Raw genomic sequence first — 21,681 nt, 5'->3', positions numbered from 1 at the left:
TGCCCAGCTCAACGACTCACCATGCCCAAAGCCGAAACCGCCGCCCGCGCCAAAGTCTTGACGGACATTCCGAACATCGGCGCGTCGATTGCACAAGACCTGCAATCGGTTGGCATCAACACGCCGGCGGATGTGGCACACATGGACCCGCTGGCGGTGTTTGAAGCCCTGCGCACCCCCATGGGCCATCGCCATGACCCCTGTGTACTCGATACTTTTATGGCAGCCAAGAAATTCATGAATGGTGGTCCACGCCAACCTTGGTGGGACTTCACGGCAGAGCGCAAGGCGCTGCTGGCAAAACACGATAGGAGATAAACATGTTTACGAAAATACTGATTGCTAACAGGGGAGAGATCGCCTGCCGCGTCATCCAGACCGCCCGCAAGATGGGCATCAAGACGGTTGCCGTCTATTCCGACGCTGACAAGGACGCGCGCCATGTGGAGCTCGCCGACGAAGCTGTCAACATCGGCCCGGCGCCCAGCCGCGAGAGCTATTTGCAGGCCGACAAAATCATTGCTGCCTGCAAGCAGACGGGTGCGCAGGCCATACATCCCGGCTACGGCTTTCTGAGCGAAAACGCCGAGTTTTCGAAGCGGGTGGAGGAAGAGGGCATCATCTTCATTGGGCCCAAGCACTATTCGATTGCCGCGATGGGCGACAAGATCGAATCGAAAAAACTGGCGGGTGCAGCAGGCGTGAACTGTATCCCCGGTGTGAACGATGCCATTGAAACCGCCGAAAAAGCGGTGGAGATTGCCAGGGGGATTGGTTACCCGGTGATGATCAAGGCCAGCGCAGGCGGTGGCGGCAAGGGCCTGCGGGTGGCCTTTAATGACAAGGAGGCGCTGGAGGGCTTTACCTCTTGCCGAAACGAGGCGCGCAGCAGCTTTGGCGACGACCGCGTTTTTATTGAAAAGTTTGTTGAAGAGCCGCGGCACATTGAAATCCAGTTGCTGGGCGACAGCCACGGCAATGTGGTGTACCTCAACGAGCGAGAATGCTCGATCCAGCGCCGCCACCAGAAGGTCATTGAAGAGGCGCCGTCGCCCTTCATCAGCGACGCCACGCGCCGGGCCATGGGCGAGCAGGCGGTGGCGCTGGCCAAGGCGGTGAAATACCAGAGCGCCGGCACCGTGGAGTTCGTCGTTGGCAAGGACCAGAGCTTTTACTTTCTGGAAATGAACACTCGCCTGCAGGTGGAGCATCCGGTAACGGAGTGCATCACCGGGCTGGACCTCGTGGAGCTGATGATTCGCGTGGCGGCCGGCGAGAAACTGCCGATCGAACAAAAAGACGTTCAGCGCAATGGCTGGGCCATCGAATGCCGCATCAACGCGGAAGACCCATTCCGCAGTTTCCTTCCGAGCACCGGGCGCCTGGTGCGCTTCCAGCCGCCCAAACAAACCATGTTTTCAGCCGACCCCTCGCAACTCTTTGGCGTGCGGGTCGACACCGGCGTGCAGGATGGCGGCGAAATCCCGATGTTCTATGACTCGATGATTGCCAAGCTCATCGTGCATGGCAAGGACCGCCACGATGCGATTGCCAAAATGCGCGAGGCGCTCAATGCATTTGTGATCCGCGGTATCAGCAGCAACATCCCGTTCCAGGCGGCGCTGCTGGCGCACCCGAAGTTTGTCGCGGGGGATTTCAATACCGGATTTATCGCGGAAAACTATGGCAAGGGTTTTCGTGCCGAGGATGTGCCACATGACGACCCGGACTTCCTGGTGGCGCTGGCAGCCTATGTGAATCGCCGCTTGCTGGGCCGGGCTGCGGGCATCAGCGGCCAGCTGCCGGGCCACGGCTTGACGGTGGGGGAAGAGTTTGTGGTCATCAGCCTGGGGGCGGACGGGCAGAACAGCCCGCGTCCGGCGCTGGTTCGGGATTATCAAGCGGAGTCTGGCTCCAGCGTCGTGGAAACAGGTGACAAGTGCTATGAAATATGTAGCGGTTGGCATCTGGGCGGCGCCCGCATCCGTGGCACGGCGAACGGCCAGCCCTTCGCGGCCCAGGTTGAGCGCGGCGTGGGCAAAAACCCGTTGGCCATCCGCATTGCGCACAACGGCACACGGCTGGATGCCCTGGTGCTGTCGCCTCGTGCCGCACAGCTTCATGCCCTGATGCCCTACAAGGCGCCTCCAGACATGAGCCGCTATGTGCTGTCGCCGATGCCAGGCCTGCTCGTCGAAGTGGCCGTGCAACCGGGGCAGAAGGTGCAGGCCGGGGAACGGGTCGCGGTGATTGAAGCCATGAAAATGGAAAACGTGCTGTTTGCCGTGGCTGACGGCGTGGTCGGCAAGGTGCTTGCAGCGAAGGGTGAGTCGTTGGCAGTGGACCAGCCTATTGTGGAGTTCGCATGAATGTGGCCCCCACGGTCGCTCGCTTTGCGTAGCTTCCTGCCCCCCGAGGGGGCCACTGCGCCTGCGGCCCGGCGAAGCCGGTTCCGCGGCCCTTGCTTGGATAAGACAGCCCGCGCCTGTCACCTCGGGTTGATCGGCGGCGATGATTGTTCGTTGAGGAAAATAATATGACGCGTCCCTTTAAAGTGCTGGGCATCCAGCAGATCGCCATAGGTGCAACCAGCAAGGAGCGTCTGCGTACCTTGTGGGTCGACATGCTGGGCCTGGAAGTCACCGGCAATTTTGTCAGCGAGCGCGAGAATGTCGATGAAGACATTTGCGCCATGGGCAGCGGCCCCTTCAAGGTCGAGGTGGATCTGATGCAGCCGCTGGACGCGGCGAAAAAGCCGGCCGTGCACACCACGCCGCTCAATCATGTCGGGCTCTGGATTGACGACCTGCCCAAGGCGGTGGAATGGCTGACGGCGCAGGGCGTGCGTTTTGCCCCAGGCGGCATACGCAAGGGGGCCGCCGGCTTTGACATCTGCTTCCTGCACCCGAAATCAAATGACGAGTTTCCAATTTCGGGAGAAGGTGTGCTGATCGAGATGGTGCAGGCGCCGCCGGAAGTGATCAAGGCATTTGCCGCCATGGGCTGAACGGCCCCGCACCGGTGGGCGAATCGGGCAGGCGGCACAATACAGGCTGCTTTTTTATAAAACCGATTCGTCTGGAGCATCGTTTCATGGATTTGAGCCGTTTCCCTCGCCGTCGTTACACTCAGGGGCCAACGCCGCTGGAGTTTCTGCCCCGCTTCACTGAAGCACTCCGCGCCACTTGCCCCTCCGGCAGTGGCCCCAATATCTGGATCAAGCGCGACGACATGCTGGGCCTGACGCCCGGCGGCAACAAGACGCGCAAGCTGGAGTTCCTGGCTGCCGACGCACTGGCCCAGGGAGCCGACACGTTGATTACCTGCGGCGCGCCACAGTCCAACCATTGCCGCGCCACGCTGTGCGCCGCCATCAAGGAAGGGCTCAAATGCCGCTTCGTGATTGAAGAACGGGTGCCCAATAGCTACAAGCCAGAGGCCAGCGGAAACAACTTTCTCTTCCGCCTGCTGGGCGTCGAGGCCATTACCGTCGTGCCTGCGGGTACCAACATGATGGAGGCCATGCAAAAAGTCGCCGCCGACCTGGCCAAAGAAGGCCGCAAGGGCTATATCGTGCCGGGTGGTGGTTCCAACGCGGTTGGCGGCCTGGGCTACGTGGCCTGCGCGCAGGAACTGCAACAACAGTTTTTCGAGCAGGGCGTGCAGATCGACAAGATCGTCGTGGGCTCCGGCAGCTCGGGTACGCACGGCGGCCTGCTGGCCGGCTTCCTGGGTAACCACATCCACATTCCTCTTATCGGCATTGGCGTGAGCCGCGACCCGGCGGACCAGGATCCTCTCGTGCACAAGGAAGCCCAGGCCGTGGCTGACCTGTTGGGCCTGAACATGACCATTCCGCGCGAAGCGGTCGTGAGTTTTGGCGATTGGTGGCGGCCCAAGTATTCGGTGCCCAACCAGGCCATGGTCGAGGCCGTGCAAATGCTGGCGCGCACCGAGGCAATTTTGCTGGACCCGGTGTACACCGGCAAGATCATGGCAGGGCTGATCGGACTGGCCCGCAAGGGCTATTTCCGGCAGGATGAAAACGTGCTGTTCATCCACACCGGCGGGGCACCTTCGCTGCATGCCTATGAGGCCGAGGTTTTGGGCCTGACTGAATTGCGGGCTTGAGTGGCCTGAGTAGCCGGAGCAGGTGAAGGGCTTGGCCCGAGCTTGTGTCGTGGCCTGCCCGAATTTTTCGGCTATGGTTTATTTTGTCGCTGTGCCCGGGCCCGGGCCAGCGCCGCTTCAATCACCGCACGCTTGCGCTCCACGATAGCGGTATCCGACTCTGGCCGTGCAGGCAGGCCCGCAGCCGGAAGCTCTGGTTTTTTCTCCGCACTTTCAGGTTTTTGGGCGACCTCAACCTCGTCTTTCCCCAGTCTTTTGCTGTGAAAAGAGTAGCGTGCGAGGGCGGTGTCGGCCGCTTCCTGCGACCAGGCACCCCAGCCGGTACGCGTGCCCGTGACATTTTCCAGGCTGATGCAGTCGACCGGGCACACCGGGATGCAGAGCTCGCAGCCAGTGCAATAAGGCTCAATCACGGTGTGCATCATTTTGTTGCTGCCCACAATGGCATCGGTCGGGCAGGCCTTGATGCACAGCGTGCAGCCTATGCACCAGGCTTCGTCGATGATGGCAACCCCCCGCGGGGCTTCGGTGCCGTGCACGGGGTTCAGTGGCAGAACGGGCAGCCCGGTGATGCTTGCCAGCCGCTGGATACCCTCGGCGCCGCCGGGCGGGCACTGGTTGATGGCGGCTTCGCCGCTGGCAATAGCCTGCGCATAGGCCGCGCAGTCGGGATAGCCGCAGCGGGTGCACTGCGTTTGCGGCAATGCGGCATGGAGTCGGGCAGTCAAGTCGTTCATGGGGGTGTGCGGCGGCCGGAGATGATAAGCCCTTGTTCAGGCCGGTGTGGGGAATTGTTTGATCGGGTCGGCTTATTGCTGGGCCGGAATGGAAATCACGCGTTGGCCGTCGGGCATTGTTTTTATGTCTGCCGCCTTGGTGTTCTTTTTCGTTTTTCCGACCTGCACCGGGATAGCCAGCGCTTCGGCCATTTCCCCGGACCGAAGGTACACATGAATGTAATGCAGTCCTTCGCTTTGCGGCACCAGGCTCAGCACATAGTCCACTGACGCCGCCGTTTGCACCGCATTGCTCGCCGGCAGGTTGCTGTCCAGGCGCAGGCCGCCGCTGGGAGCCAGTTCGATGGTCAGTGGCTGTCCGGAGGCAGGGCGCTGCACCTTCAGGCGCACCTGGCTTCGACCGCCCACGGTGGGACTGTCGACGGCATAACGGATGCGAACGCCCATGTTGGTCTTGGCCGTACGCGCCAGCCCGGTGGTGGCCTGTACCGGCTTCCCGGCGACTTGCTGTTCGGCCGGTACGAGCTGGCCGGCTACCATGCTGCCCCCGGCAAGGGCAGGTGAGGACAGCATGCAGGCCAGCACACAGACCGGGATGAGGGGGGAAAGAGGGGAACGAGGAGGGAAGGGGGAAAGAACCTGGCTATTTTTCATGGCGAACTCCTGGGCCCACGGCGTCCTGGTTACTGCACCGTCAGGCTGAAGCAGGCGCTGGTATTGCCGCCGCTGGACGTCGGGCGGAAAAGCCTGAAATCGGTGATGGCCAGCACATAGTCACCAGCCGGCAGATTCCAGTTCGCCGTTTCTGAATTGGACACGGTCCCGTTGGCCTCCAGCAGCCGGCCCGCGCTGTTGTACAGGACGAAGTCGGGATCGCTCACATTGGTGGTGCTGCTGCTTTGCGCGACAACGACGGTGCGGTTGCCCGCCGGCAGCGTCAGGCGGACGTGGCGATATTCCCCCGCCTTGTTGGCGTCAAGGTAGGGATCGACCGCATTGCCCACGCACACATTGGCGAGGACGGTATTGAGCGAACCATAGGTGAGGTAGATCGGATTGATGTTGGCAATCACCGGGCTGCCGAAGTTGGTCTCATTGTCGGCATAGGGTGTCGTGGGTAGAGCGATGCTCTGCGTGGCCAGAATGCTGGCGACGAGAGCATTGTTGGACGTGTCATTTGCAAGCACCCGGGCAAATGAGTGGATGCTGGAGAGAGCGGCTGAAACCTTCAGCCCCGTCTTCAGGGTGCTCCAGACCTGGCTGAAGCCAATCGACGCGTGGTTGCTGAAATCCCAGAACATCTTTTCCACGCTGTGTTCCTTGAACCAGCCCGGGTTTGTGCTTTCGCCGACGGACACATTGAAACTGCCGCCGCTGGCCTGGCTGGGCCCAATCGTGTCTGAGTAAATCGGGTTGTTGAGCGCAATGCCCGACCAGCCGTTGCTCCAGCCTTCCGAGAACGCCACGCGCAGGTCAAGGGGGTCGTCGGGCCCCCCATGCAGGCCACCCACCGAGTCGTCGCGTGCGAAGGCTTCCTGCAGGTAGTGCCCGAGTTCATGCGCCACCACATGCGTGTCGTACTCGTCGGTGTCGTTGTCGGCAAATCCCAGGAAGTAGAGGTTGCGGAGCACGGTGTTGCCGCTTGTCGAACGCTGGTAAGACGATGTCCCTATTTGTCCCAATGCAACATCGCCATTTGACGCAACATTGTTGGGACTCCAGTTCACAGTCAGTTTGGGAAAGCTGACGGCCGGATCTACCGAGATGATTTTCTGGGCGGCCTGGTAAATCGTATCCAGAATCGCGAACGGGCCCGCGGCACGCTCGGCATCGATGTAGGCGTTGCCGTTCCAGCCCGAGGCGGCGTGGAGGTTCTGGGTCAAGGCGGGGCTGACGCCGGTTGCAAAGGGGGCGCCGTCAATGGCCCACTGCGCACCGGCACTGGTATTGTCGATCACCGATATGTCGGCTGCATTGCCGCCAATCGCCTTCATGGTGGCTTTTGCGCGAATAAACACGGTTCGTCCAGCTGCCAGGGTAAAGGTGTAGTCGCCTGCGGCATTGGTGCTGGCCGTGGCCAGGATCGACTGGGCGCCCGCATCGACCGCCTCAACGACGACTGAACGCGCAGGCCGGCGGGCCGTGTGGTCATAGTCGAGCCGCGGAAGCGCGCCTGTGAGTGCGACGGGCACGAAATCGAAGGTGACCTTGCCGCTGACCACCGTCGGGCCGCCTGTGCCGGAACTGGAGGACCCGCCGCCACCGCCACCGCAGGCTGCCAGCAGGAAACACAGCACACAGGCACCCGCCAGTTGTCGCATTTTTGCTTATCCTCGAACGAAGTATCAACAGGCGCCACGACAAGGTTCGCCGTCACGGCGCGGCCCCTTCATGCCAGGGCCTCATGCCATTCATTGGTTACCCGGCCCGGCGGTGCATTGCTTGAACTCAATCCTGAACCCGTGCCCGCACCGGCAGCAGCTATCCAGGTTTAGGGTGAAGCGGCTTCGTAAAGTTCAAACACCAGAGCAGCTTGTTTTGATCAGCTTGTTCTGCGCACCGTCTTTGTGGCTCCACGGCCTGACGGTTTTGCCGCCGCTTTTGCGGTTGGTTTTGCCGTTGGTTTTGCCTTTGAGGCAGCTACTGCGGCCACTTTGCCGGTATGGCGTTTCGCCGTGCCGCCCGATGGCGCGGCTGGCTTTGCCGGTTGTGCAGCCAGAGGAGGTGATGTGTTGGCGGCCTTGCGCTGGCCGTGTTGCTCAAAAATAAAGGCTTTGACCTGCGGGTAAACGATCTCGCGCCAGCGGCGGCCGCTGAAGATGCCATAGTGCCCGGCGCCTTTGACTTCCAGGTGTTTCTGGCGGGCCTTCGGAATGTTGTAGCAGAGGTCATGGGCGGCTTCGGTCTGGCCAGAGCCGGAAATGTCGTCCAGTTCACCTTCAATGGTGAAGTGGGCTGTCGTTTTGATGTCTTCGGGGCGTACGCGTTCGATCTTGCCGTCCACACCCACGACATCCCAGGTACCGTTGACCAGCTTGAACTCCTGGAATACGGTGTTGATGGTCTCAAGGTAGTAATCGGCGTCCATGTCGAGCACCGCGTTGTATTCGTCGTAAAACTTGCGATGGGCTTCCGCGCTGGCATCGTCGCCCTTGAGCAGATCCTTGAAATAGTCGTAGTGGCTGCTGGCGTGGCGGTCGGGGTTCATGGCTACAAACCCGGTATGCTGCAAAAAGCCGGGGTAGACCCGCCGTCCCGCACCCGGGAAGTTGCTGGGCACCCGGTAGATCACGTTGTTTTCGAACCACTCAAAGCTCTTGTTCATTGCCAGGTTGTTGACCGCGGTCGGCGACTTGCGCGCGTCAATCGGCCCGCCCATCATCGTCATGCTCAGGGGGGTCAGCTCGCCGCGCGACGCCATCAGCGAAATGGCCGCCAGCACCGGCACGGTGGGCTGGCAGACGCTGATGACATGGCAGTTGCCGTAAATGCCCTGGAGATGGCGAATGAATTCCTGCACGTAATTGACATAGTCATCGAGGTGGAAAGAACCCTCGGACAGGGGGACTGTGCGGGCGTTTTTCCAGTCGGTGACGTAGACCTTGTGGTCCTTGAGCATGGTTTTGACGGTGTCGCGCAGCAAGGTGGCGTAGTGGCCCGACAGCGGCGCGACGATCAGCACCGCCGGCTCGCCCTTCAGGCCGGTCAGCGTGGCAGGGTCGTCGGTGAAGCGCTTGAAGCGGCGCAGCTCGCAAAACGGCTTGTTGATTTCCACCCGTTCGTGGATGGTCACATCCGTGCCGTTCACATCGACGGTCTTGATGTCGAATGCCGGCTTTTCGTAGTCTTTGCCCAAGCGGTAAATCAGGCTGTAGCCGGCGGCCACACGCTGCGCAAAAGGGTTTTGCCCCATCGGCGACAAGGGGTTGCTGTAGAGCTTCGCAGCCGCTTGCGCAAAATCAACAAAGGGCTCCATCAACGTGCGCTGGGCTTCATAGACTTGGTAGAGCATGGGACAAACCTTCGTAATTTCTGGATTAATCTGGGGCGAAATCTGTGCGAAATCGGTGCATGTTGCAGTGCAATATAACAGGCGTTGACCCCTTCAGGCCTGAGGGGTACTACCCATTTGGGGCCGTTTTTAACAGGGATTCGGCCAAAGTGCCACTTGTGTGGGGCTGCTGACTTCATTTGGTGGTTCGTCTTCGGCCTCCGGTCCTCCCTATTCCCCAAAAAGAACTTGCCGCCTTGTCCCGCTGGCAACAAGTCCCTGTTTGCAAGGCTTAATATCTGAACATGTTTGCGAACCGGTAATGTCCCCGGTGCTGCAACACCCCGCTACAGGAAAACACCCATGCTTCCCATCCCTGACGCCGCCACGCTGGACCGGCTCGCAGCCCTGAAGAAATCAGAAAGAATGCCGGTGTTTTTTCTGGGCCATGGCAGTCCCATGAACGTGCTTGGCGACAACGAATACCGGCGTAGCTGGCAGGCTCTGGGCGGCGAATTCGGCTCCAGGTGGCCCCGTCCGCAACTGATTCTGTGCATTTCCGCGCACTGGCTGACCGAAGGCTGGTGGCTGACGGCCATGGCGCAGCCCAAGACCATCCATGACTTTGGCGGTTTTCCGCAGGAGCTCTTTGACCAGCAATACCCTGCACCGGGCGACCCCGCGGCGGCGCAGGCCATCAGCCTGCTGGTGCGGCAGCGCGCCTCGGCACCGCTGGGGCTGGACGTGGGTGAATGGGGACTGGACCACGGAAGTTGGTCGGTACTCAAGCCCATGTTTCCCGATGCGGGCATCCCGGTCATTCAGCTCAGCATGGATTACAGCCGGGCGCCCGAGGACCACTATGCGCTGGCGCAGCAGCTTAAGCCACTGCGCGACCGGGGCGTGCTGATCGTGGGCAGCGGCAACATCGTCCATAACCTGCGCCAGATGCAGCGGGGTGCCACTGGCAGCCAAGCCTACGATTGGGCCCTGGAATTTGACCAGACGATTGGCGGCTACCTGCAGCAGGGTAACCTCGCCGCCCTGCAGGGTTTCCAGAAGCTCGGGCAGGTGGCCAAAATGGCCCACCCGACCCACGAGCACTATCTGCCGCTGTTATACGCGGCGGGAGCCGTCGAGGCCCGGGAGCCGATGCGTTTTTTCAACACGAGTTTTCAGGCCGGCTCGATCTCGATGCGCTCGGCCATTTGGGGGTAATTAGTGCAAAGGGCCTTCATGCCCAGTGCTCAGGCTGTCCTGAATTTGCTATTAATTCGACAGCATGATGTGTATCTATTCAGGGGGTTGCAGCCGTTTTTTCGTCAAGAAAATCTCAAGGCGGCCAGCAAGCTGTCTAGTGGCGGATTTCGAGCCAACTCCAGCGTGCCTGATAGTCCAGCGCCTTTTGCTCGAACAGCGGGCGATGGTTGCACAGCGGGTTGGGGCTCAAAAGCCCTTGGTACAGTCCGTCCAGGCCGTTTGGCGCATAAAGCTCGAGGCCTGAAGGGCCCGGCTTCAAGCCCACGCAGGTGCAGCGCACCAGAAAACGGTCTATGCCCTCGCGCGAGCTGCGCAGGGCCGGGTAGGGGAAACCGAAATACGCTTCGTACCAGGTATGGACGCGGGCCTGGTTTTTAGCCTCGATCAGCACGCCAAGGTCGGAAAAGCAGGCCTGAACCTGTTGGTTGACCCGGGTTTCGGCCGACTCCGACAGGTCGGTGGCGTCGAAATAGAACAGGTCATAGTCTTTGATGCCGATCCCGGGTTCGCGGCCTGAACGCAGGTTCCAGGCGGTCTGGAACAGACAGCCCGCCACCAGCCAGGCATCGGGCAGGTTCAGGCGGGGAAGGCGATCCAGGATCGCGCGGTTGTGCGGGTTCTCAAGCACGTCCCGGGCGAACTGTTCGCCGTCGGCCGGCACGGCGCTTAGATGACCTTGGCGATGGACGCGCAAACGTAGTCGATGTTCTTGCTGTTGAGCGCGGCCACGCACATGCGGCCGGTGTCGGTGCCGTACACGCCAAACTCGTTGCGCAGGCGCACCATTTGGTCTTTGGACAGGCCGGAGTAGCTGAACATGCCGATCTGGGTGGTGATAAAGCTCATGTCCTGCTTGACGCCAGCGGCCTTCAGGCCGTCGACCAGTTTCTGGCGCATGGCCTTGATGCGAACCCGCATCTCGCCGAGTTCCTTTTCCCACAGCGCACGCAATTCGGGGTTGTTCAGCACCGCAGCGACCACCGCGCCGCCATGGATGGGCGGGTTGGAGTAATTGGTGCGGATCACGATCTTGAGCTGGCTCAGCACGCGGGCGGCTTCTTCCTTGCTCTTGCACAGCACGCTCAGGGCGCCGACGCGCTCACCATAGAGGCTGAAGCTCTTGGAGAAGGACGTGGAGACGAAGAAATCCAGGCCGGAAGCCACGAATTTTCCGATGACGGCGCCGTCTTCGGCAATACCGTAGCCAAAGCCCTGGTAGGCCATGTCAAGAAAGGTCACAAGGTCTTTGGCCTTGACCGTGGCAATCACCTGGTCCCACTGGGCGGGTGTGATGTCATAGCCGGTCGGGTTGTGGCAGCAGGCGTGCAGCACGACGATGGTGCCGGGTGCGGCGGCGTTCAGGCTGGCCAGCATGCCTTCAAAGTTCACGCCGCGTTTGGCCGCATCGTAGTAGGCGTAGGTGTCGACCGTGAAGCCTGCATTGGTGAACAGGGCGCGGTGGTTTTCCCAGCTGGGGTCGCTGATCAGCACCTTGGCATCGGGGTTGAGGTGCTTGAGAAAGTCTGCGCCGATCTTCAGGCCGCCGGTGCCGCCGATGCCCTGGACCGTGGCAATACGGCCGGAGGTCACAGGTTCGCTGTCGGCGCCAAATACCAGGCCCTTGACGGCCGCGTCATAAGCGGCAATACCGTCAATCGGCAGGTAACCCCGGGCCGTTGGCGTGGCCATCATGGTTTTTTCAGCGGCTTGCACGCATTGCAGCAGCGGCAGCTTGCCGTTGTCGTCGAAATAAACACCTACCCCGAGGTTGACTTTGGCCGGGTTGGTGTCTGCGTTGAACTGCTCGTTCAGGCCCAGAATCGGGTCACGCGGGGCCATTTCGACAGCGGTAAACAAAGACATGAAAAAATCCTCAGGAAGTAATGAAAGAAAGAATCAGCGGAAGAGAGCGGAAGAAGCAATCAATGCAGGCAGGCCGGTTTTACTGGGTTTACTGCGGAGCGGGCATTTCGGGGGTTTTGAGCTTGTTATTTCAGATTTCGTCCGAATGTCGTATTCTGTTTAGTTGCCCTTGATTTTAACGGGCCCAGATTGAGGTTCTATGCCAGAAGTCACTGAAGTCATTACGGATTTGCCTGATTTATCCCCTGCCGGAGAATTTGTCAGCTTTCCTGATTCGCCCTTTGAGTTGTTCATGCCTTACCCGCCGGCGGGCGACCAGCCGACCGCGATTGCCCAACTGGTGGAGGGTATCAACGATGGCGAGGTGTTTCAGACCCTGCTGGGCGTGACGGGTTCCGGCAAGACGTTCACGATGGCCAATGTCATTGCACGCCTGGGGCGCCCCGCGATCGTGTTTGCGCCGAACAAGACCCTGGCGGCACAGCTTTACAGCGAGTTCCGGGAGTTTTTCCCGAAGAACGCGGTGGAATATTTTGTCAGTTATTACGATTACTACCAGCCCGAAGCCTACGTGCCGCAGCGCGATCTCTTTATTGAAAAAGACTCGGCCATCAACGAGCACATCGAGCAGATGCGCCTTTCAGCCACCAAGAGCGTGCTGGAGCGCCGCGACACCATCATCGTCGGCACGGTGAGCGCCATTTATGGCATTGGGGCGCCTGAGGACTACACCCAGATGCGCTTCATTGCGCGTATTGGCGACAAGATGGGGCAGCGCGACGTCATTGCCCGCCTGATCCGCATGCAGTACACCCGCAACGAGCAGGATTTCGCGCGCGGCACTTTCCGGGTGCGCGGCGATGTGATCGACATTTTTCCGGCCGAGCATTCCGAGCTGGCCATCCGCATCGAGCTGTTTGACGACGAGATTGAATCCCTGCAGCTGTTTGATCCGCTCACCGGGCGTATCCGGCAGAAAATTCCGCGTTTTGTGGTGTATCCCAAGAGCCACTACGTGACGCCGCGCGACAAGGTCATGACGGCGGTGGAAACCATCAAGCTGGAGCTGTCAGAACGGGTGGGCCAGTTTATTGCGGACGGCAAGCTGGTCGAGGCCCAGCGGATCGAGCAGCGCACCCGGTTTGACCTCGAAATGCTCAGCGAGATCGGGCACTGCAAGGGGATTGAAAACTACACCCGCCACCTGAGCGGCGCCGCGCCGGGCTCGCCGCCGTCGACGCTGTGTGACTACCTGCCCAAGGATGCGCTGATGTTTCTTGACGAGAGCCACGTCATGATCGGGCAGCTCAACGCCATGTACAACGGCGACCGGGCGCGCAAGACCACGCTGGTGGAGTATGGTTTTCGGTTGCCCAGCGCGCTGGACAACCGGCCGCTCAAGTTTGAAGAGTTCGAGTCCAAGATGCGGCAGGCCATATTTGTATCGGCCACACCCGCGGCTTACGAGCAGGCGCATGCCGGCAACGTGGTCGAGCAGGTGGTGCGGCCCACGGGCCTGGTGGATCCCGAGGTTGAAGTGCGGCCGGCAACCCACCAGGTTGATGACGTTCTGCAGGAGATCCGCATCCGGGTCGAGCGGAACGAACGGGTGCTGATCACCACGCTGACCAAGCGCATGGCCGAGCAGCTCACCGATTACCTTGGCGACAACGGGGTGAAAGTGCGTTATCTGCACAGCGACGTGGATACGGTGGAGCGGGTGGAAATCCTGCGCGACCTGCGGCTGGGCGCGTTTGACGTGCTGGTCGGCATCAACCTGCTGCGCGAGGGGCTGGATATTCCCGAGGTTTCGCTGGTTGCCATCCTGGATGCCGACAAGGAGGGCTTTTTACGGGCCGAACGCAGCCTGATTCAAACCATTGGCCGAGCCGCCCGAAACCTGAACGGCCGCGCCATTTTGTACGCCGACCGCATCACGGACTCCATGAAAAAGGCCATGGATGAGACGGAAAGACGCCGCAACAAGCAGATCGCCTTCAACCTCGAGCACGGCATCACCCCGCGCAGCGTGGTCAAGCGCATCAAAGACCTGATTGACGGCGTATACAGCGAAAAATCCGGCAAGGAAGCGGAAAAGCTCGAAATGCAAAAAGCGCTGGTGGAGGACATGAGCGAGAAAGACATCGCGCGGGAAATCAAGCGTCTGGAAAAGCAGATGATCGAGCACGCCAAAAACCTGGAGTTCGAGAAAGCCGCCAGGATCCGCGACCAGTTGCACATACTGAAAGAGCAGGCTTTTGGCGCGCCGGGCGTGGACAATGTCGCGGTTATTGCCGCTGCAGGCTCAGGCCAGCGGTAGTTTGTCTGCGCCGTCGCGTCAGCACTTGCGTGATTATTTTGCACCTAAATGGTGCAAAAATGCCGCCTGCTACGGGTTACTACCCGTCCCAGGGGGCATACCCATGCAGAAATCGCGCCTATGTTATACTTGACGAAAACAGTCAAGAACAACCTGGCAACAAAAAGAGCCCCTGCGACACCCCGTTGACTGACCTGGGCTGCTGGAGGACGAGTTCTCTGAGGGTCACAAGCTTTCAGGGTGAAAACGACAGTCAAGCCAACTTAAAGGAGCTTGTTATGCGCCTCACAACCAAAGGCCGTTTTGCGGTCACTGCGATGATTGATTTGGGACTGCGCCAGAATAGTGGCCCGGTCACCTTGGCTGCCATCAGCCAGCGTCAACAGATTTCCCTGTCCTATCTTGAGCAACTCTTTGGCAAATTGCGCCGGCATGAGCTGGTGGAGTCCACCCGGGGTCCTGGTGGTGGCTATACCTTGGGCCGCAAGGCCTCGGAGATCACCGTTGCCGACATTATTGTGTCGGTGGACGAGCCGATCGACGCGACCCAGTGCGGTGGCAAGGAGAATTGCCTGGGTGACGGCGGGCGCTGCATGACGCATGAGCTGTGGGCCTCCCTGAACAGCCGCATGGTGGAATTCCTTGATTCCGTGACTTTGCAAAAACTGGTGGAAGACCAGTTGGCCAAAGGCGTGGTGGTCGAGAATACTCCTCAGGTGAAAAAGGCCGTTTTTGCTGCACCGGTGGTCAAACCCATCCGCGTCAATGCGCCCAACTCCGTATTCGCCCTGGGGAACGCATTTTCCAAATCCTGAGGGCCTTAACGCGGTATTTTGCCGGTGTCGACCTGCGGATGAACTGAGGTCGTCGTTTTGAGCTGCCAGCCAACCTTGTGAATTAAAAAAGCTAGCTAAATGGATACCCCACACTTTCCTATTTATATGGACTACAGCGCTACCAACCCGTGCGATCCGCGAGTGGTGGATGCCATGATTCCCTGGTTGCGCGAGCATTTCGGCAATCCGGCTTCCCGCAGCCATGCCTGGGGTTGGGAAGCAGAAGCTGCCGTTGAAAAAGCGCGCGAGCAGGTTGCCGCACTGATTGGCGCCGATCCGCGCGAGATCGTCTGGACCAGTGGTGCGACCGAGTCCAACAATCTGGCGCTTAAAGGTGCCGCCCATTTCTACAAGACCAAGGGCAAGCACCTCATCACGGTCAAGACCGAGCACAAGGCTGTGCTTGACACCTGCCGTGAGCTGGAGCGTCAGGGTTTTGAAGTCACCTATATGGATGTGCAGGCCGATGGCCTGCTTGACCTGGAGGCCCTCAAGGCCGCCATGCGGCCCGACACCATTGTGGTCAGCGTCATGTACGTCAACAACGAAATTGGCGTGATCCAGGACATCCCTGCGATTGGCGCCCTGTGCCGCGAACGGGGAATTATTTTCCATGTAGATGCTGCGCAGGCGACTGGCCGCGTGGACATCGACCTGGCGACGCTGCCGGTGGACCTGATGAGCCTGACCTCGCACAAGACCTACGGCCCCAAAGGCATTGGGGCGCTGTATGTGCGCCGCAAGCCCCGCGTGCGCCTGGAGGCCCAGATGCACGGTGGAGGCCACGAGCGCGGCATGCGCTCCGGCACCTTGCCTACGCATCAGTGCGTGGGCATGGGCGAGGCTTACCGCATTGCCAAAGCAGAGATGCACGAAGAGAACAAGCGCATCGCCGCCCTGCACGAGCGCATGCTCAACGGTCTCAAGGATGTGGAGGAAGTGTTCCTCAATGGACATGCTGAAAAGCGCGTGCCGCACAACCTGAACATGAGTTTCAACTATGTTGAGGGCGAATCGCTGATCATGGGCATCAAGGGTCTGGCTGTATCGAGTGGCTCGGCCTGTACCTCAGCCAGTCTGGAGCCCAGCTATGTGTTGCGTGCCCTGGGTCGCAGCGACGAGCTGGCGCACAGCAGCCTGCGCATGACGATTGGCCGCTGGAGCACCCAGGAAGAAATCGATTATGCGGTCGCCACCATCAAGGAAAACGTGGCCAAGTTGCGTGAACTGTCCCCCCTGTGGGAGATGTTCAAGGACGGGGTTGACCTGTCCACCATCCAGTGGGCAGCCCACTGAATCGGCCCGCCAAATCAGCAGATCAGACAGCTAAAGAGGTAAACAAATGGCATACAGCGAAAAAGTGGTAGACCACTATGAACATCCCCGCAATGTCGGCTCTTTTGAAAAGGGTGACGAAACGGTAGGTACCGGCATGGTGGGCGCCCCCGCGTGCGGCGACGTCATGAAACTGCAGATCAAGGTCAACCCGGTCACGGGCGTGATTGAAGATGCGCGTTTCAAGACCTATGGCTGCGGCTCGGCGATTGCTTCCAGCTCACTCGTGACCGAGTGGGTCAAGGGCAAAACGCTGGACGAAGCGGCAAGTATCAAGAACAGTGCCATTGCCGAAGAACTGGCTTTGCCGCCGGTCAAGATCCACTGCTCCATTCTGGCGGAAGACGCCATCAAGGCTGCCGTGAACGACTACAAGCAAAAGCACACGCACTGATAGCCCTGCCTAATTTTTGAGTCATTGAAATGTCCGTTACTCTCACCGATGCTGCTGCCCGCCACGTGACCCGCTATATGGCCAAACGCGGGAAGGGTGTGGGCGTGCGTTTGGGCGTCAAGACCACAGGCTGTTCGGGCCTGGCGTACAAGCTTGAATATGCCGACGAGATCGCGCCTGAAGATGTGGTGTTCGAAGACAACGGCGTCAAGGTGCTGGTGGATCCCAAAAGCATGGCCTACATCGACGGGACCCAGCTCGACTTTGTGCGTGAGGGGCTGAACGAAGGCTTCAAGTTCATCAATCCCAACGAGCGTGATCGCTGTGGGTGTGGTGAAAGCTTTCGGGTTTGACGGGCGCACTTGCGCCAGCCCAGACATCCAGTACAGCCGTTTTCGCAGAGCCGCCTTCACTGACTGTGCTGGCGGCTTTTTCTTGACATGAACCTCCAATCCACCGATTTCGAATTGTTTGGCGTGCCCGTGCGCTTTGCGCAGGACCGTGCCGCGCTTGATGCCCGCTGGAAAGAGCTGCAGCGCGAGGCCCATCCCGACAAGTTCGCAGCCCAAGGCGCGGCCGCCCAGCGTGTGGCCATGCAATGGTCGGTACGCATTAATGAGGCTTACCAGCGACTCAAGGACCCCTTGAAGCGCGCCGGCTACCTGTGCGAGTTGCATGGGGCTCCGATCCACGCCGAGAAAAACACGGCCATGCCGCACGATTTCCTGGTCCAGCAAATGCAGTTGCGAGAAGCGCTGGATGAAGCCCAAACCATTGAAGACCTGGAGGATATTGCCTCCGAGTCCTTATTGACTGCGGAAAAGCAGCTATCAAAAATAGAGCACGCTCTTGACATCAACAAGGACTTTTCCGCTGCGGCGCAGCAGGTCAGAAGCCTTATGTTTATTGAGCGTTTTGCCAGCGAGGTGGATGCGCGCATCGACCAGCTGGGACAATGAAGAATCATCCGAAGAACGACATGGCACTCCTGCAGATATCCGAACCCGGCCAGACGCCAGATCCGCACCAGCGGCGCATTGCCGTCGGCATCGACCTGGGCACGACGCATTCCCTGGTTGCCAGCGTGCGCAACGGCGTCTCCGAGTGCCTGCCTGACAGCGAAGGCCGCGTGATTTTGCCCAGCGTGGTGCGCTATCTGGACGCCAATCGACGCCAGATCGGTTTTGAGGCGCTGGCGGCACAGGTCGAAGACCCCGGCAACACCATTTCGTCGGTCAAGCGCCTGATGGGGCGGGGCATTGACGACATTGGCAGCCGCGCGCAGTTGCCCTACCAGCTCAACGACAAGCCGGGCATGGTCACGCTGCAGACTGTTGCGGGAGAAAAGAGCCCGGTCGAGATCAGCGCGGAAATTCTGGCCACGCTGCGTTATCGCGCTGAAGACACCTTCAATGATGATATTTACGGTGCCGTGATCACGGTACCCGCGTATTTCGACGAGGCCCAGCGCCAGGCGACCAAGGACGCGGCGCAACTGGCCGGCCTGAACGTGCTGCGTCTGATCAATGAGCCCACGGCGGCTGCAATCGCTTACGGCCTGGACAATGCCAGCGAAGGCGTCTATGCCGTCTACGACATGGGCGGGGGGACGTTTGATATTTCCATCCTGCGCCTCACGCAGGGCGTGTTTGAGGTGGTGTCCACCGGTGGCGACTCCGCGCTCGGAGGCGACGATTACGACCGCGCGTTGGTGGACTGGGTGCTGGCCAAAGCCGGCCTGGCGGCCGATGTCCTCACGCCCTCGGACAAGGCGGCCCTGCAACGGGCAGCGCGCGCCTGCAAGGAGGCCTTGTCTGCCGCAGATTCGGCCCCGTTTTCCGTGCAGCTGGCCAAGGCGCTGGTCAATCTGGAGATGAAGGCGGAAGATTTTGAGGCCGCAACCGCTCATCTGACCCAGCGCACACTGTCGGCCGTGCGCAAGGCCTTGCGCGATGCCAAACTGGCCAAGGATGAGATTCACGGCGTTGTGCTGGTGGGCGGCTCCACGCGCATGCCTCAGGTGCGCAAGGCGGTGGCCAGTTTCTTCGGCCGTGAGCCGTTGACCAACCTCAATCCCGACGAGGTGGTGGCCCTCGGCGCTGCCATTTCTGCCAACCAGCTGGCTGGCAACCATGGCGGGAGCGACTTGTTGCTTCTCGATGTGATTCCGCTCTCGCTGGGTATCGAGACCATGGGCGGACTGGTTGAGCGCATTGTGCCGCGCAACCAGACCATCCCGACGGCCATGGCGCAAGACTTCACCACCTACCAGGACGGCCAGACGGCGCTCGCCCTGCATGTGGTGCAGGGCGAGCGTGATCTGGTGGCCGATTGCCGCAGCCTTGCCCGCTTCGAGTTGCGCGGCATACCGCCCATGGCCGCTGGCGCTGCGCGCATCCGGGTGACTTTCACCGTGGATGCGGACGGCCTGCTCAGCGTCAATGCCAAAGAGCAGGGCAGCGGGGTGGAGGCACGTATTGACGTGAAGCCCTCCTACGGCCTGTCTGATGACGAGATTGCCCGCATGCTGCAGGAGAGTTTTTCCACCGCCCAGCAGGACATGCAGGCGCGTGCCCTGGCCGAGGCGCAGGTCGACGCCGACCGCATGATTCTTGCCACGCAAAGCGCGCTGGCGGCGGACGCGGACCTGCTGAGCCCCAATGAACGGGCGCAGGTTGACAACCTGGTCGTCGGACTCACCGATGCGCGTGCCCATGGCGACGTCGCCACCATTGAAGCCGCCACCCAGGCGCTGGCCAAAGGCACCGAGTCCTTCGCGGCGCAACGCATGAACCGCGGCATTCGACAAGCCCTGGCGGGGAAAAACATCGAGGCGGTCTGAGCGAGCGTTTGCGCCAAGCCCCAACAAGTCAGATTGACACCATGCCCATCATCAAAATACTGCCCCATTCCGAATACTGCCCGCAGGGCGCTGAAATCTCGGCGCCTGCAGGCACGTCCATCTGCGAGGCCTTGCTCGACAACAAGATCAATATTGAGCACGCCTGCGACATGAGTTGCGCCTGCACCACCTGCCATGTGATCGTGCGCCAAGGCTTCAACTCCCTGAACGGGCTCGACGAAAGCGAAGAAGACCTGCTCGATCGCGCCTGGGGACTGGAGCCCAATTCCCGCCTGAGCTGCCAGGCGTTTCTGGCGCAGACCGATGTGACGGTTGAAATACCGAAATACTCCATCAATCACGCCAAGGAAAACCACTGACAGTGCGGCTGGCAGTGCGGCTGGCCTGAAGCGGAAAACCGGCTCATCCGGATCCGCAGGCGGCTGCGGCAGAGAGCGATAATCCAGGTCATGCGCCAAATCGTTCTAGACACAGAAACTACGGGTCTTTCCGCTGAAAACGGCGACCGCATCATTGAAATTGGCTGCGTGGAGCTGGTGGGTCGCAAGCTCACAGGCAACAACAGGCATTTTTACTTGAACCCCGAGCGCGACAGCCATGAGGATGCGCTCAAGGTGCACGGCATCAGCAATGAGTTTTTGAAGGACAAGCCCAAGTTCGCTGCCGTGGCAGAAGATCTGCTGGAGTACCTGCGGGGCGCCGAGATCATCATCCACAACGCGCCCTTCGATGTGAGCTTCCTCAACAAGGAACTGGAGCTCATCGGCAGGGACCCGATCCGGCACTGCGTGGCCAAGGTGACGGACAGCCTGATGATGGCCAAGGAGCTGTTCCCGGGCAAGCGCAACTCGCTCGACGCACTGTGCGACCGGCTGGACGTTGACAATTCGGGCCGAACGCTGCACGGGGCGTTACTCGATGCCGAACTGCTGGCCGACGTGTACATCAATCTCACGCGGGGGCAAAACTCCTTGATGATGGACGTGGGCGGTCCGGCGCAGGACGGCGACATGGCCCCATTGATTGACCTGAGCGGTTTTGATTTGCCACTGCTGTTGGCCAATGACCAGGAAATTGCCGCGCATGAAGTATTGCTGGCCGATATTGACAAGGCCAGCAAGGGGAAAACAGTTTGGCGTGCCGCCACGGTCTAGGCCGAAAAATCACTCAAAAACAGCCTATAATCGAAGGCTGACCAATAGGGCGGTTAGCTCAGGGGTAGAGCACTGCATTCACACTGCAGGGGTCGCAGGTTCGAAGCCTGCACCGCCCACCAGAATTTTGAACTCAAATGACTTGCGGGATTCCGCAGGTCTTTTTTTTGCCCGTGTGATGGTGCCATCATTTGGTCGATGGTCGCCTTACAGCCCCGGGATTCCCCCGTCCGAAGGCCTGCCAATGGTGTTAATGGATCAGCCGGGCTGCCTGCGCTTTTTTCCTGATGCAGAGCTGCCACCTGCCGCACCGCTCGCTTGCGGCTGGTTTGAACGGTCCGGCTCCGCAGGCATGGAGATATTTCCCAAGGACGCGGCGACATCTGCATCCTCATCGGGGTCCTTGGCTGCAATATCGCCCAGGGAAATAATTCCGACCAGCCGATCCTGACCATCAACCACCGGCAACCGGCGAATCTGGCTCTCAGCCATCTCGCTGAGAACTTCGTCCACGTCCTCGTCCTCGCGCGCCGTGCGCACGTTTGTGCTCATCACATCCGCCAGGACGGTGGTCTTTGCGTCGAGTTCCTGCGCCAAGCCGCGCACGACAATATCGCGGTCGGTCACCATGCCGACCAGCTTTTCACCGTCGCAGACAGGAATGACGCCCACATTGAGTTCATCCATGGCTCGCGCCGCGGATGTCACGGTATCGGCGGGCATCAAGGTCCGCACACCGCGAGTCATAAGCTCGGAAACTGTTGTCATCTCAAACTCCTTGAGTTGCGCCGGCACAG

21 protein-coding genes and 1 tRNA gene are annotated in these 21,681 nt (G+C 60.2%); 15 read left to right on the top strand and 7 right to left on the bottom strand.

The window, feature by feature from the left end; translation table 11 throughout:
• Positions 1 to 21 precede the first annotated feature (21 nt).
• The 4 genes from AC1DS5_RS04005 to cuyA all read left to right on the top strand — a co-directional run bounded on the left by AC1DS5_RS04005 (position 22) and on the right by cuyA (position 4,131).
• Positions 22 to 318 carry a helix-hairpin-helix domain-containing protein gene (locus AC1DS5_RS04005; RefSeq protein ID WP_477716960.1) on the top strand — a complete coding sequence of 99 codons (297 nt, stop codon included), beginning with the start codon at positions 22 to 24 and terminating at the stop codon, positions 316 to 318.
• Positions 319 to 320: 2 nt separating this feature from the next.
• Positions 321 to 2,369, top strand: coding sequence for an acetyl-CoA carboxylase biotin carboxylase subunit (locus AC1DS5_RS04000; protein WP_477716959.1), 2,049 nt, complete (start codon positions 321 to 323; stop codon positions 2,367 to 2,369).
• Between the two features lie 167 nt (positions 2,370 to 2,536).
• Positions 2,537 to 3,007 carry a VOC family protein gene (locus AC1DS5_RS03995; RefSeq protein ID WP_477716958.1) on the top strand — a complete coding sequence of 157 codons (471 nt, stop codon included), beginning with the start codon at positions 2,537 to 2,539 and terminating at the stop codon, positions 3,005 to 3,007.
• Positions 3,008 to 3,093: 86 nt separating this feature from the next.
• Positions 3,094 to 4,131 carry a D-cysteate sulfo-lyase gene (cuyA, locus tag AC1DS5_RS03990; RefSeq protein WP_477716957.1) on the top strand — a complete coding sequence of 346 codons (1,038 nt, stop codon included), beginning with the start codon at positions 3,094 to 3,096 and terminating at the stop codon, positions 4,129 to 4,131.
• Between the two features lie 71 nt (positions 4,132 to 4,202).
• Here the strand turns inward: cuyA and rsxB are convergent, their stop codons facing one another.
• From rsxB to AC1DS5_RS03970, 4 genes are all read right to left on the bottom strand, one after another.
• Positions 4,203 to 4,868 carry an electron transport complex subunit RsxB gene (gene rsxB, locus AC1DS5_RS03985; RefSeq protein WP_477716956.1) on the bottom strand — a complete coding sequence of 222 codons (666 nt, stop codon included), beginning with the start codon at positions 4,866 to 4,868 and terminating at the stop codon, positions 4,203 to 4,205.
• A gap of 72 nt (positions 4,869 to 4,940) precedes the next feature.
• A complete protein-coding gene (locus tag AC1DS5_RS03980; protein ID WP_477716955.1) occupies positions 4,941 to 5,522 on the bottom strand; it encodes a hypothetical protein in 582 nt (193 codons plus the stop codon).
• 29 nt (positions 5,523 to 5,551) lie between these two features.
• The gene (locus AC1DS5_RS03975; protein WP_477716954.1) at positions 5,552 to 7,189 is read right to left on the bottom strand and encodes a hypothetical protein; all 1,638 of its coding nucleotides are present in this window, start codon (positions 7,187 to 7,189) and stop codon (positions 5,552 to 5,554) included.
• Positions 7,190 to 7,410: 221 nt separating this feature from the next.
• Positions 7,411 to 8,880 carry a polyhydroxyalkanoate depolymerase gene (locus AC1DS5_RS03970; protein ID WP_477716953.1) on the bottom strand — a complete coding sequence of 490 codons (1,470 nt, stop codon included), beginning with the start codon at positions 8,878 to 8,880 and terminating at the stop codon, positions 7,411 to 7,413.
• 342 nt (positions 8,881 to 9,222) lie between these two features.
• Here AC1DS5_RS03970 and ygiD point away from each other — a divergent pair, with 342 nt between their 5' ends.
• Complete coding sequence (ygiD, locus tag AC1DS5_RS03965) at positions 9,223 to 10,077, top strand: 4,5-DOPA-extradiol-dioxygenase (RefSeq protein ID WP_477716952.1); 855 nt, start codon at positions 9,223 to 9,225, stop codon at positions 10,075 to 10,077.
• A gap of 136 nt (positions 10,078 to 10,213) precedes the next feature.
• On the opposite strand, the gene AC1DS5_RS03960 is transcribed toward ygiD, so the two are convergent.
• Together AC1DS5_RS03960 and AC1DS5_RS03955 are read right to left on the bottom strand one after the other, a co-directional pair.
• Positions 10,214 to 10,813, bottom strand: coding sequence for a nucleotidyltransferase family protein (locus AC1DS5_RS03960; RefSeq protein ID WP_477716951.1), 600 nt, complete (start codon positions 10,811 to 10,813; stop codon positions 10,214 to 10,216).
• Positions 10,786 to 11,982 carry an amino acid aminotransferase gene (locus AC1DS5_RS03955; protein WP_477716950.1) on the bottom strand — a complete coding sequence of 399 codons (1,197 nt, stop codon included), beginning with the start codon at positions 11,980 to 11,982 and terminating at the stop codon, positions 10,786 to 10,788. Before AC1DS5_RS03955 ends, AC1DS5_RS03960 begins: the two co-directional genes overlap by 28 nt.
• A gap of 199 nt (positions 11,983 to 12,181) precedes the next feature.
• Between AC1DS5_RS03955 and uvrB the strand changes: the two genes are divergently transcribed.
• From uvrB to AC1DS5_RS03905, 10 genes are all read left to right on the top strand, one after another.
• Positions 12,182 to 14,302, top strand: a complete 2,121-nt coding sequence (uvrB, locus tag AC1DS5_RS03950) for an excinuclease ABC subunit UvrB (RefSeq protein WP_477716949.1) — start codon at positions 12,182 to 12,184, stop codon at positions 14,300 to 14,302.
• A 278-nt stretch (positions 14,303 to 14,580) separates the two neighbouring features.
• A complete protein-coding gene (iscR, locus tag AC1DS5_RS03945) occupies positions 14,581 to 15,117 on the top strand; it encodes a Fe-S cluster assembly transcriptional regulator IscR (protein ID WP_477717222.1) in 537 nt (178 codons plus the stop codon).
• 99 nt (positions 15,118 to 15,216) lie between these two features.
• Positions 15,217 to 16,434: an IscS subfamily cysteine desulfurase gene (locus tag AC1DS5_RS03940; protein ID WP_477716948.1), complete on the top strand. Its 1,218-nt coding sequence runs from the start codon at positions 15,217 to 15,219 to the stop codon at positions 16,432 to 16,434.
• Between the two features lie 46 nt (positions 16,435 to 16,480).
• Positions 16,481 to 16,867, top strand: coding sequence for a Fe-S cluster assembly scaffold IscU (iscU, locus tag AC1DS5_RS03935; RefSeq protein WP_477716947.1), 387 nt, complete (start codon positions 16,481 to 16,483; stop codon positions 16,865 to 16,867).
• Between the two features lie 29 nt (positions 16,868 to 16,896).
• Positions 16,897 to 17,220, top strand: a complete 324-nt coding sequence (iscA, locus tag AC1DS5_RS03930; RefSeq protein WP_011483105.1) for an iron-sulfur cluster assembly protein IscA — start codon at positions 16,897 to 16,899, stop codon at positions 17,218 to 17,220.
• A gap of 87 nt (positions 17,221 to 17,307) precedes the next feature.
• A complete protein-coding gene (hscB, locus tag AC1DS5_RS03925) occupies positions 17,308 to 17,826 on the top strand; it encodes a Fe-S protein assembly co-chaperone HscB (RefSeq protein ID WP_477716946.1) in 519 nt (172 codons plus the stop codon).
• Positions 17,827 to 17,846: 20 nt separating this feature from the next.
• Entirely contained in the window at positions 17,847 to 19,709 is a 1,863-nt protein-coding gene (gene hscA / locus AC1DS5_RS03920) for a Fe-S protein assembly chaperone HscA (protein ID WP_477716945.1), read from the top strand.
• 41 nt (positions 19,710 to 19,750) lie between these two features.
• Positions 19,751 to 20,089, top strand: a complete 339-nt coding sequence (fdx, locus tag AC1DS5_RS03915) for an ISC system 2Fe-2S type ferredoxin (RefSeq protein WP_477716944.1) — start codon at positions 19,751 to 19,753, stop codon at positions 20,087 to 20,089.
• A 90-nt stretch (positions 20,090 to 20,179) separates the two neighbouring features.
• Positions 20,180 to 20,884 carry a DNA polymerase III subunit epsilon gene (gene dnaQ, locus AC1DS5_RS03910; RefSeq protein WP_477716943.1) on the top strand — a complete coding sequence of 235 codons (705 nt, stop codon included), beginning with the start codon at positions 20,180 to 20,182 and terminating at the stop codon, positions 20,882 to 20,884.
• A 47-nt stretch (positions 20,885 to 20,931) separates the two neighbouring features.
• Positions 20,932 to 21,006: transfer RNA gene (locus tag AC1DS5_RS03905), tRNA-Val, on the top strand.
• 136 nt (positions 21,007 to 21,142) lie between these two features.
• On the opposite strand, the gene AC1DS5_RS03900 is transcribed toward AC1DS5_RS03905, so the two are convergent.
• Complete coding sequence (locus AC1DS5_RS03900) at positions 21,143 to 21,652, bottom strand: CBS domain-containing protein (RefSeq protein WP_477716942.1); 510 nt, start codon at positions 21,650 to 21,652, stop codon at positions 21,143 to 21,145.
• Positions 21,653 to 21,681 lie beyond the last annotated feature (29 nt).

This window comes from Polaromonas sp. P4_H1 (assembly GCF_056400945.1).
This window is presented reverse-complemented; position numbering and strand designations above follow the sequence as displayed.

What these genes read in the sequence shown, in the direction of transcription:
- AC1DS5_RS04005 (WP_477716960.1), top strand. Translation starts at nt 22, where the DNA reads ATGCCCAAAGCCGAAACCGCCGCCCGCGCCAAAGTCTTGACGGACATT.
- AC1DS5_RS04000 (WP_477716959.1), top strand. Translation starts at nt 321, where the DNA reads ATGTTTACGAAAATACTGATTGCTAACAGGGGAGAGATCGCCTGCCGC.
- AC1DS5_RS03995 (WP_477716958.1), top strand. Translation starts at nt 2,537, where the DNA reads ATGACGCGTCCCTTTAAAGTGCTGGGCATCCAGCAGATCGCCATAGGT.
- cuyA (WP_477716957.1), top strand. Translation starts at nt 3,094, where the DNA reads ATGGATTTGAGCCGTTTCCCTCGCCGTCGTTACACTCAGGGGCCAACG.
- rsxB (WP_477716956.1), bottom strand. Translation starts at nt 4,868, where the DNA reads ATGAACGACTTGACTGCCCGACTCCATGCCGCATTGCCGCAAACGCAG.
- AC1DS5_RS03980 (WP_477716955.1), bottom strand. Translation starts at nt 5,522, where the DNA reads ATGAAAAATAGCCAGGTTCTTTCCCCCTTCCCTCCTCGTTCCCCTCTT.
- AC1DS5_RS03975 (WP_477716954.1), bottom strand. Translation starts at nt 7,189, where the DNA reads ATGCGACAACTGGCGGGTGCCTGTGTGCTGTGTTTCCTGCTGGCAGCC.
- AC1DS5_RS03970 (WP_477716953.1), bottom strand. Translation starts at nt 8,880, where the DNA reads ATGCTCTACCAAGTCTATGAAGCCCAGCGCACGTTGATGGAGCCCTTT.
- ygiD (WP_477716952.1), top strand. Translation starts at nt 9,223, where the DNA reads ATGCTTCCCATCCCTGACGCCGCCACGCTGGACCGGCTCGCAGCCCTG.
- AC1DS5_RS03955 (WP_477716950.1), bottom strand. Translation starts at nt 11,982, where the DNA reads ATGTCTTTGTTTACCGCTGTCGAAATGGCCCCGCGTGACCCGATTCTG.
- uvrB (WP_477716949.1), top strand. Translation starts at nt 12,182, where the DNA reads ATGCCAGAAGTCACTGAAGTCATTACGGATTTGCCTGATTTATCCCCT.
- iscR (WP_477717222.1), top strand. Translation starts at nt 14,581, where the DNA reads ATGCGCCTCACAACCAAAGGCCGTTTTGCGGTCACTGCGATGATTGAT.
- AC1DS5_RS03940 (WP_477716948.1), top strand. Translation starts at nt 15,217, where the DNA reads ATGGATACCCCACACTTTCCTATTTATATGGACTACAGCGCTACCAAC.
- iscU (WP_477716947.1), top strand. Translation starts at nt 16,481, where the DNA reads ATGGCATACAGCGAAAAAGTGGTAGACCACTATGAACATCCCCGCAAT.
- iscA (WP_011483105.1), top strand. Translation starts at nt 16,897, where the DNA reads ATGTCCGTTACTCTCACCGATGCTGCTGCCCGCCACGTGACCCGCTAT.
- hscB (WP_477716946.1), top strand. Translation starts at nt 17,308, where the DNA reads ATGAACCTCCAATCCACCGATTTCGAATTGTTTGGCGTGCCCGTGCGC.
- hscA (WP_477716945.1), top strand. Translation starts at nt 17,847, where the DNA reads ATGGCACTCCTGCAGATATCCGAACCCGGCCAGACGCCAGATCCGCAC.
- fdx (WP_477716944.1), top strand. Translation starts at nt 19,751, where the DNA reads ATGCCCATCATCAAAATACTGCCCCATTCCGAATACTGCCCGCAGGGC.
- dnaQ (WP_477716943.1), top strand. Translation starts at nt 20,180, where the DNA reads ATGCGCCAAATCGTTCTAGACACAGAAACTACGGGTCTTTCCGCTGAA.
- AC1DS5_RS03900 (WP_477716942.1), bottom strand. Translation starts at nt 21,652, where the DNA reads ATGACAACAGTTTCCGAGCTTATGACTCGCGGTGTGCGGACCTTGATG.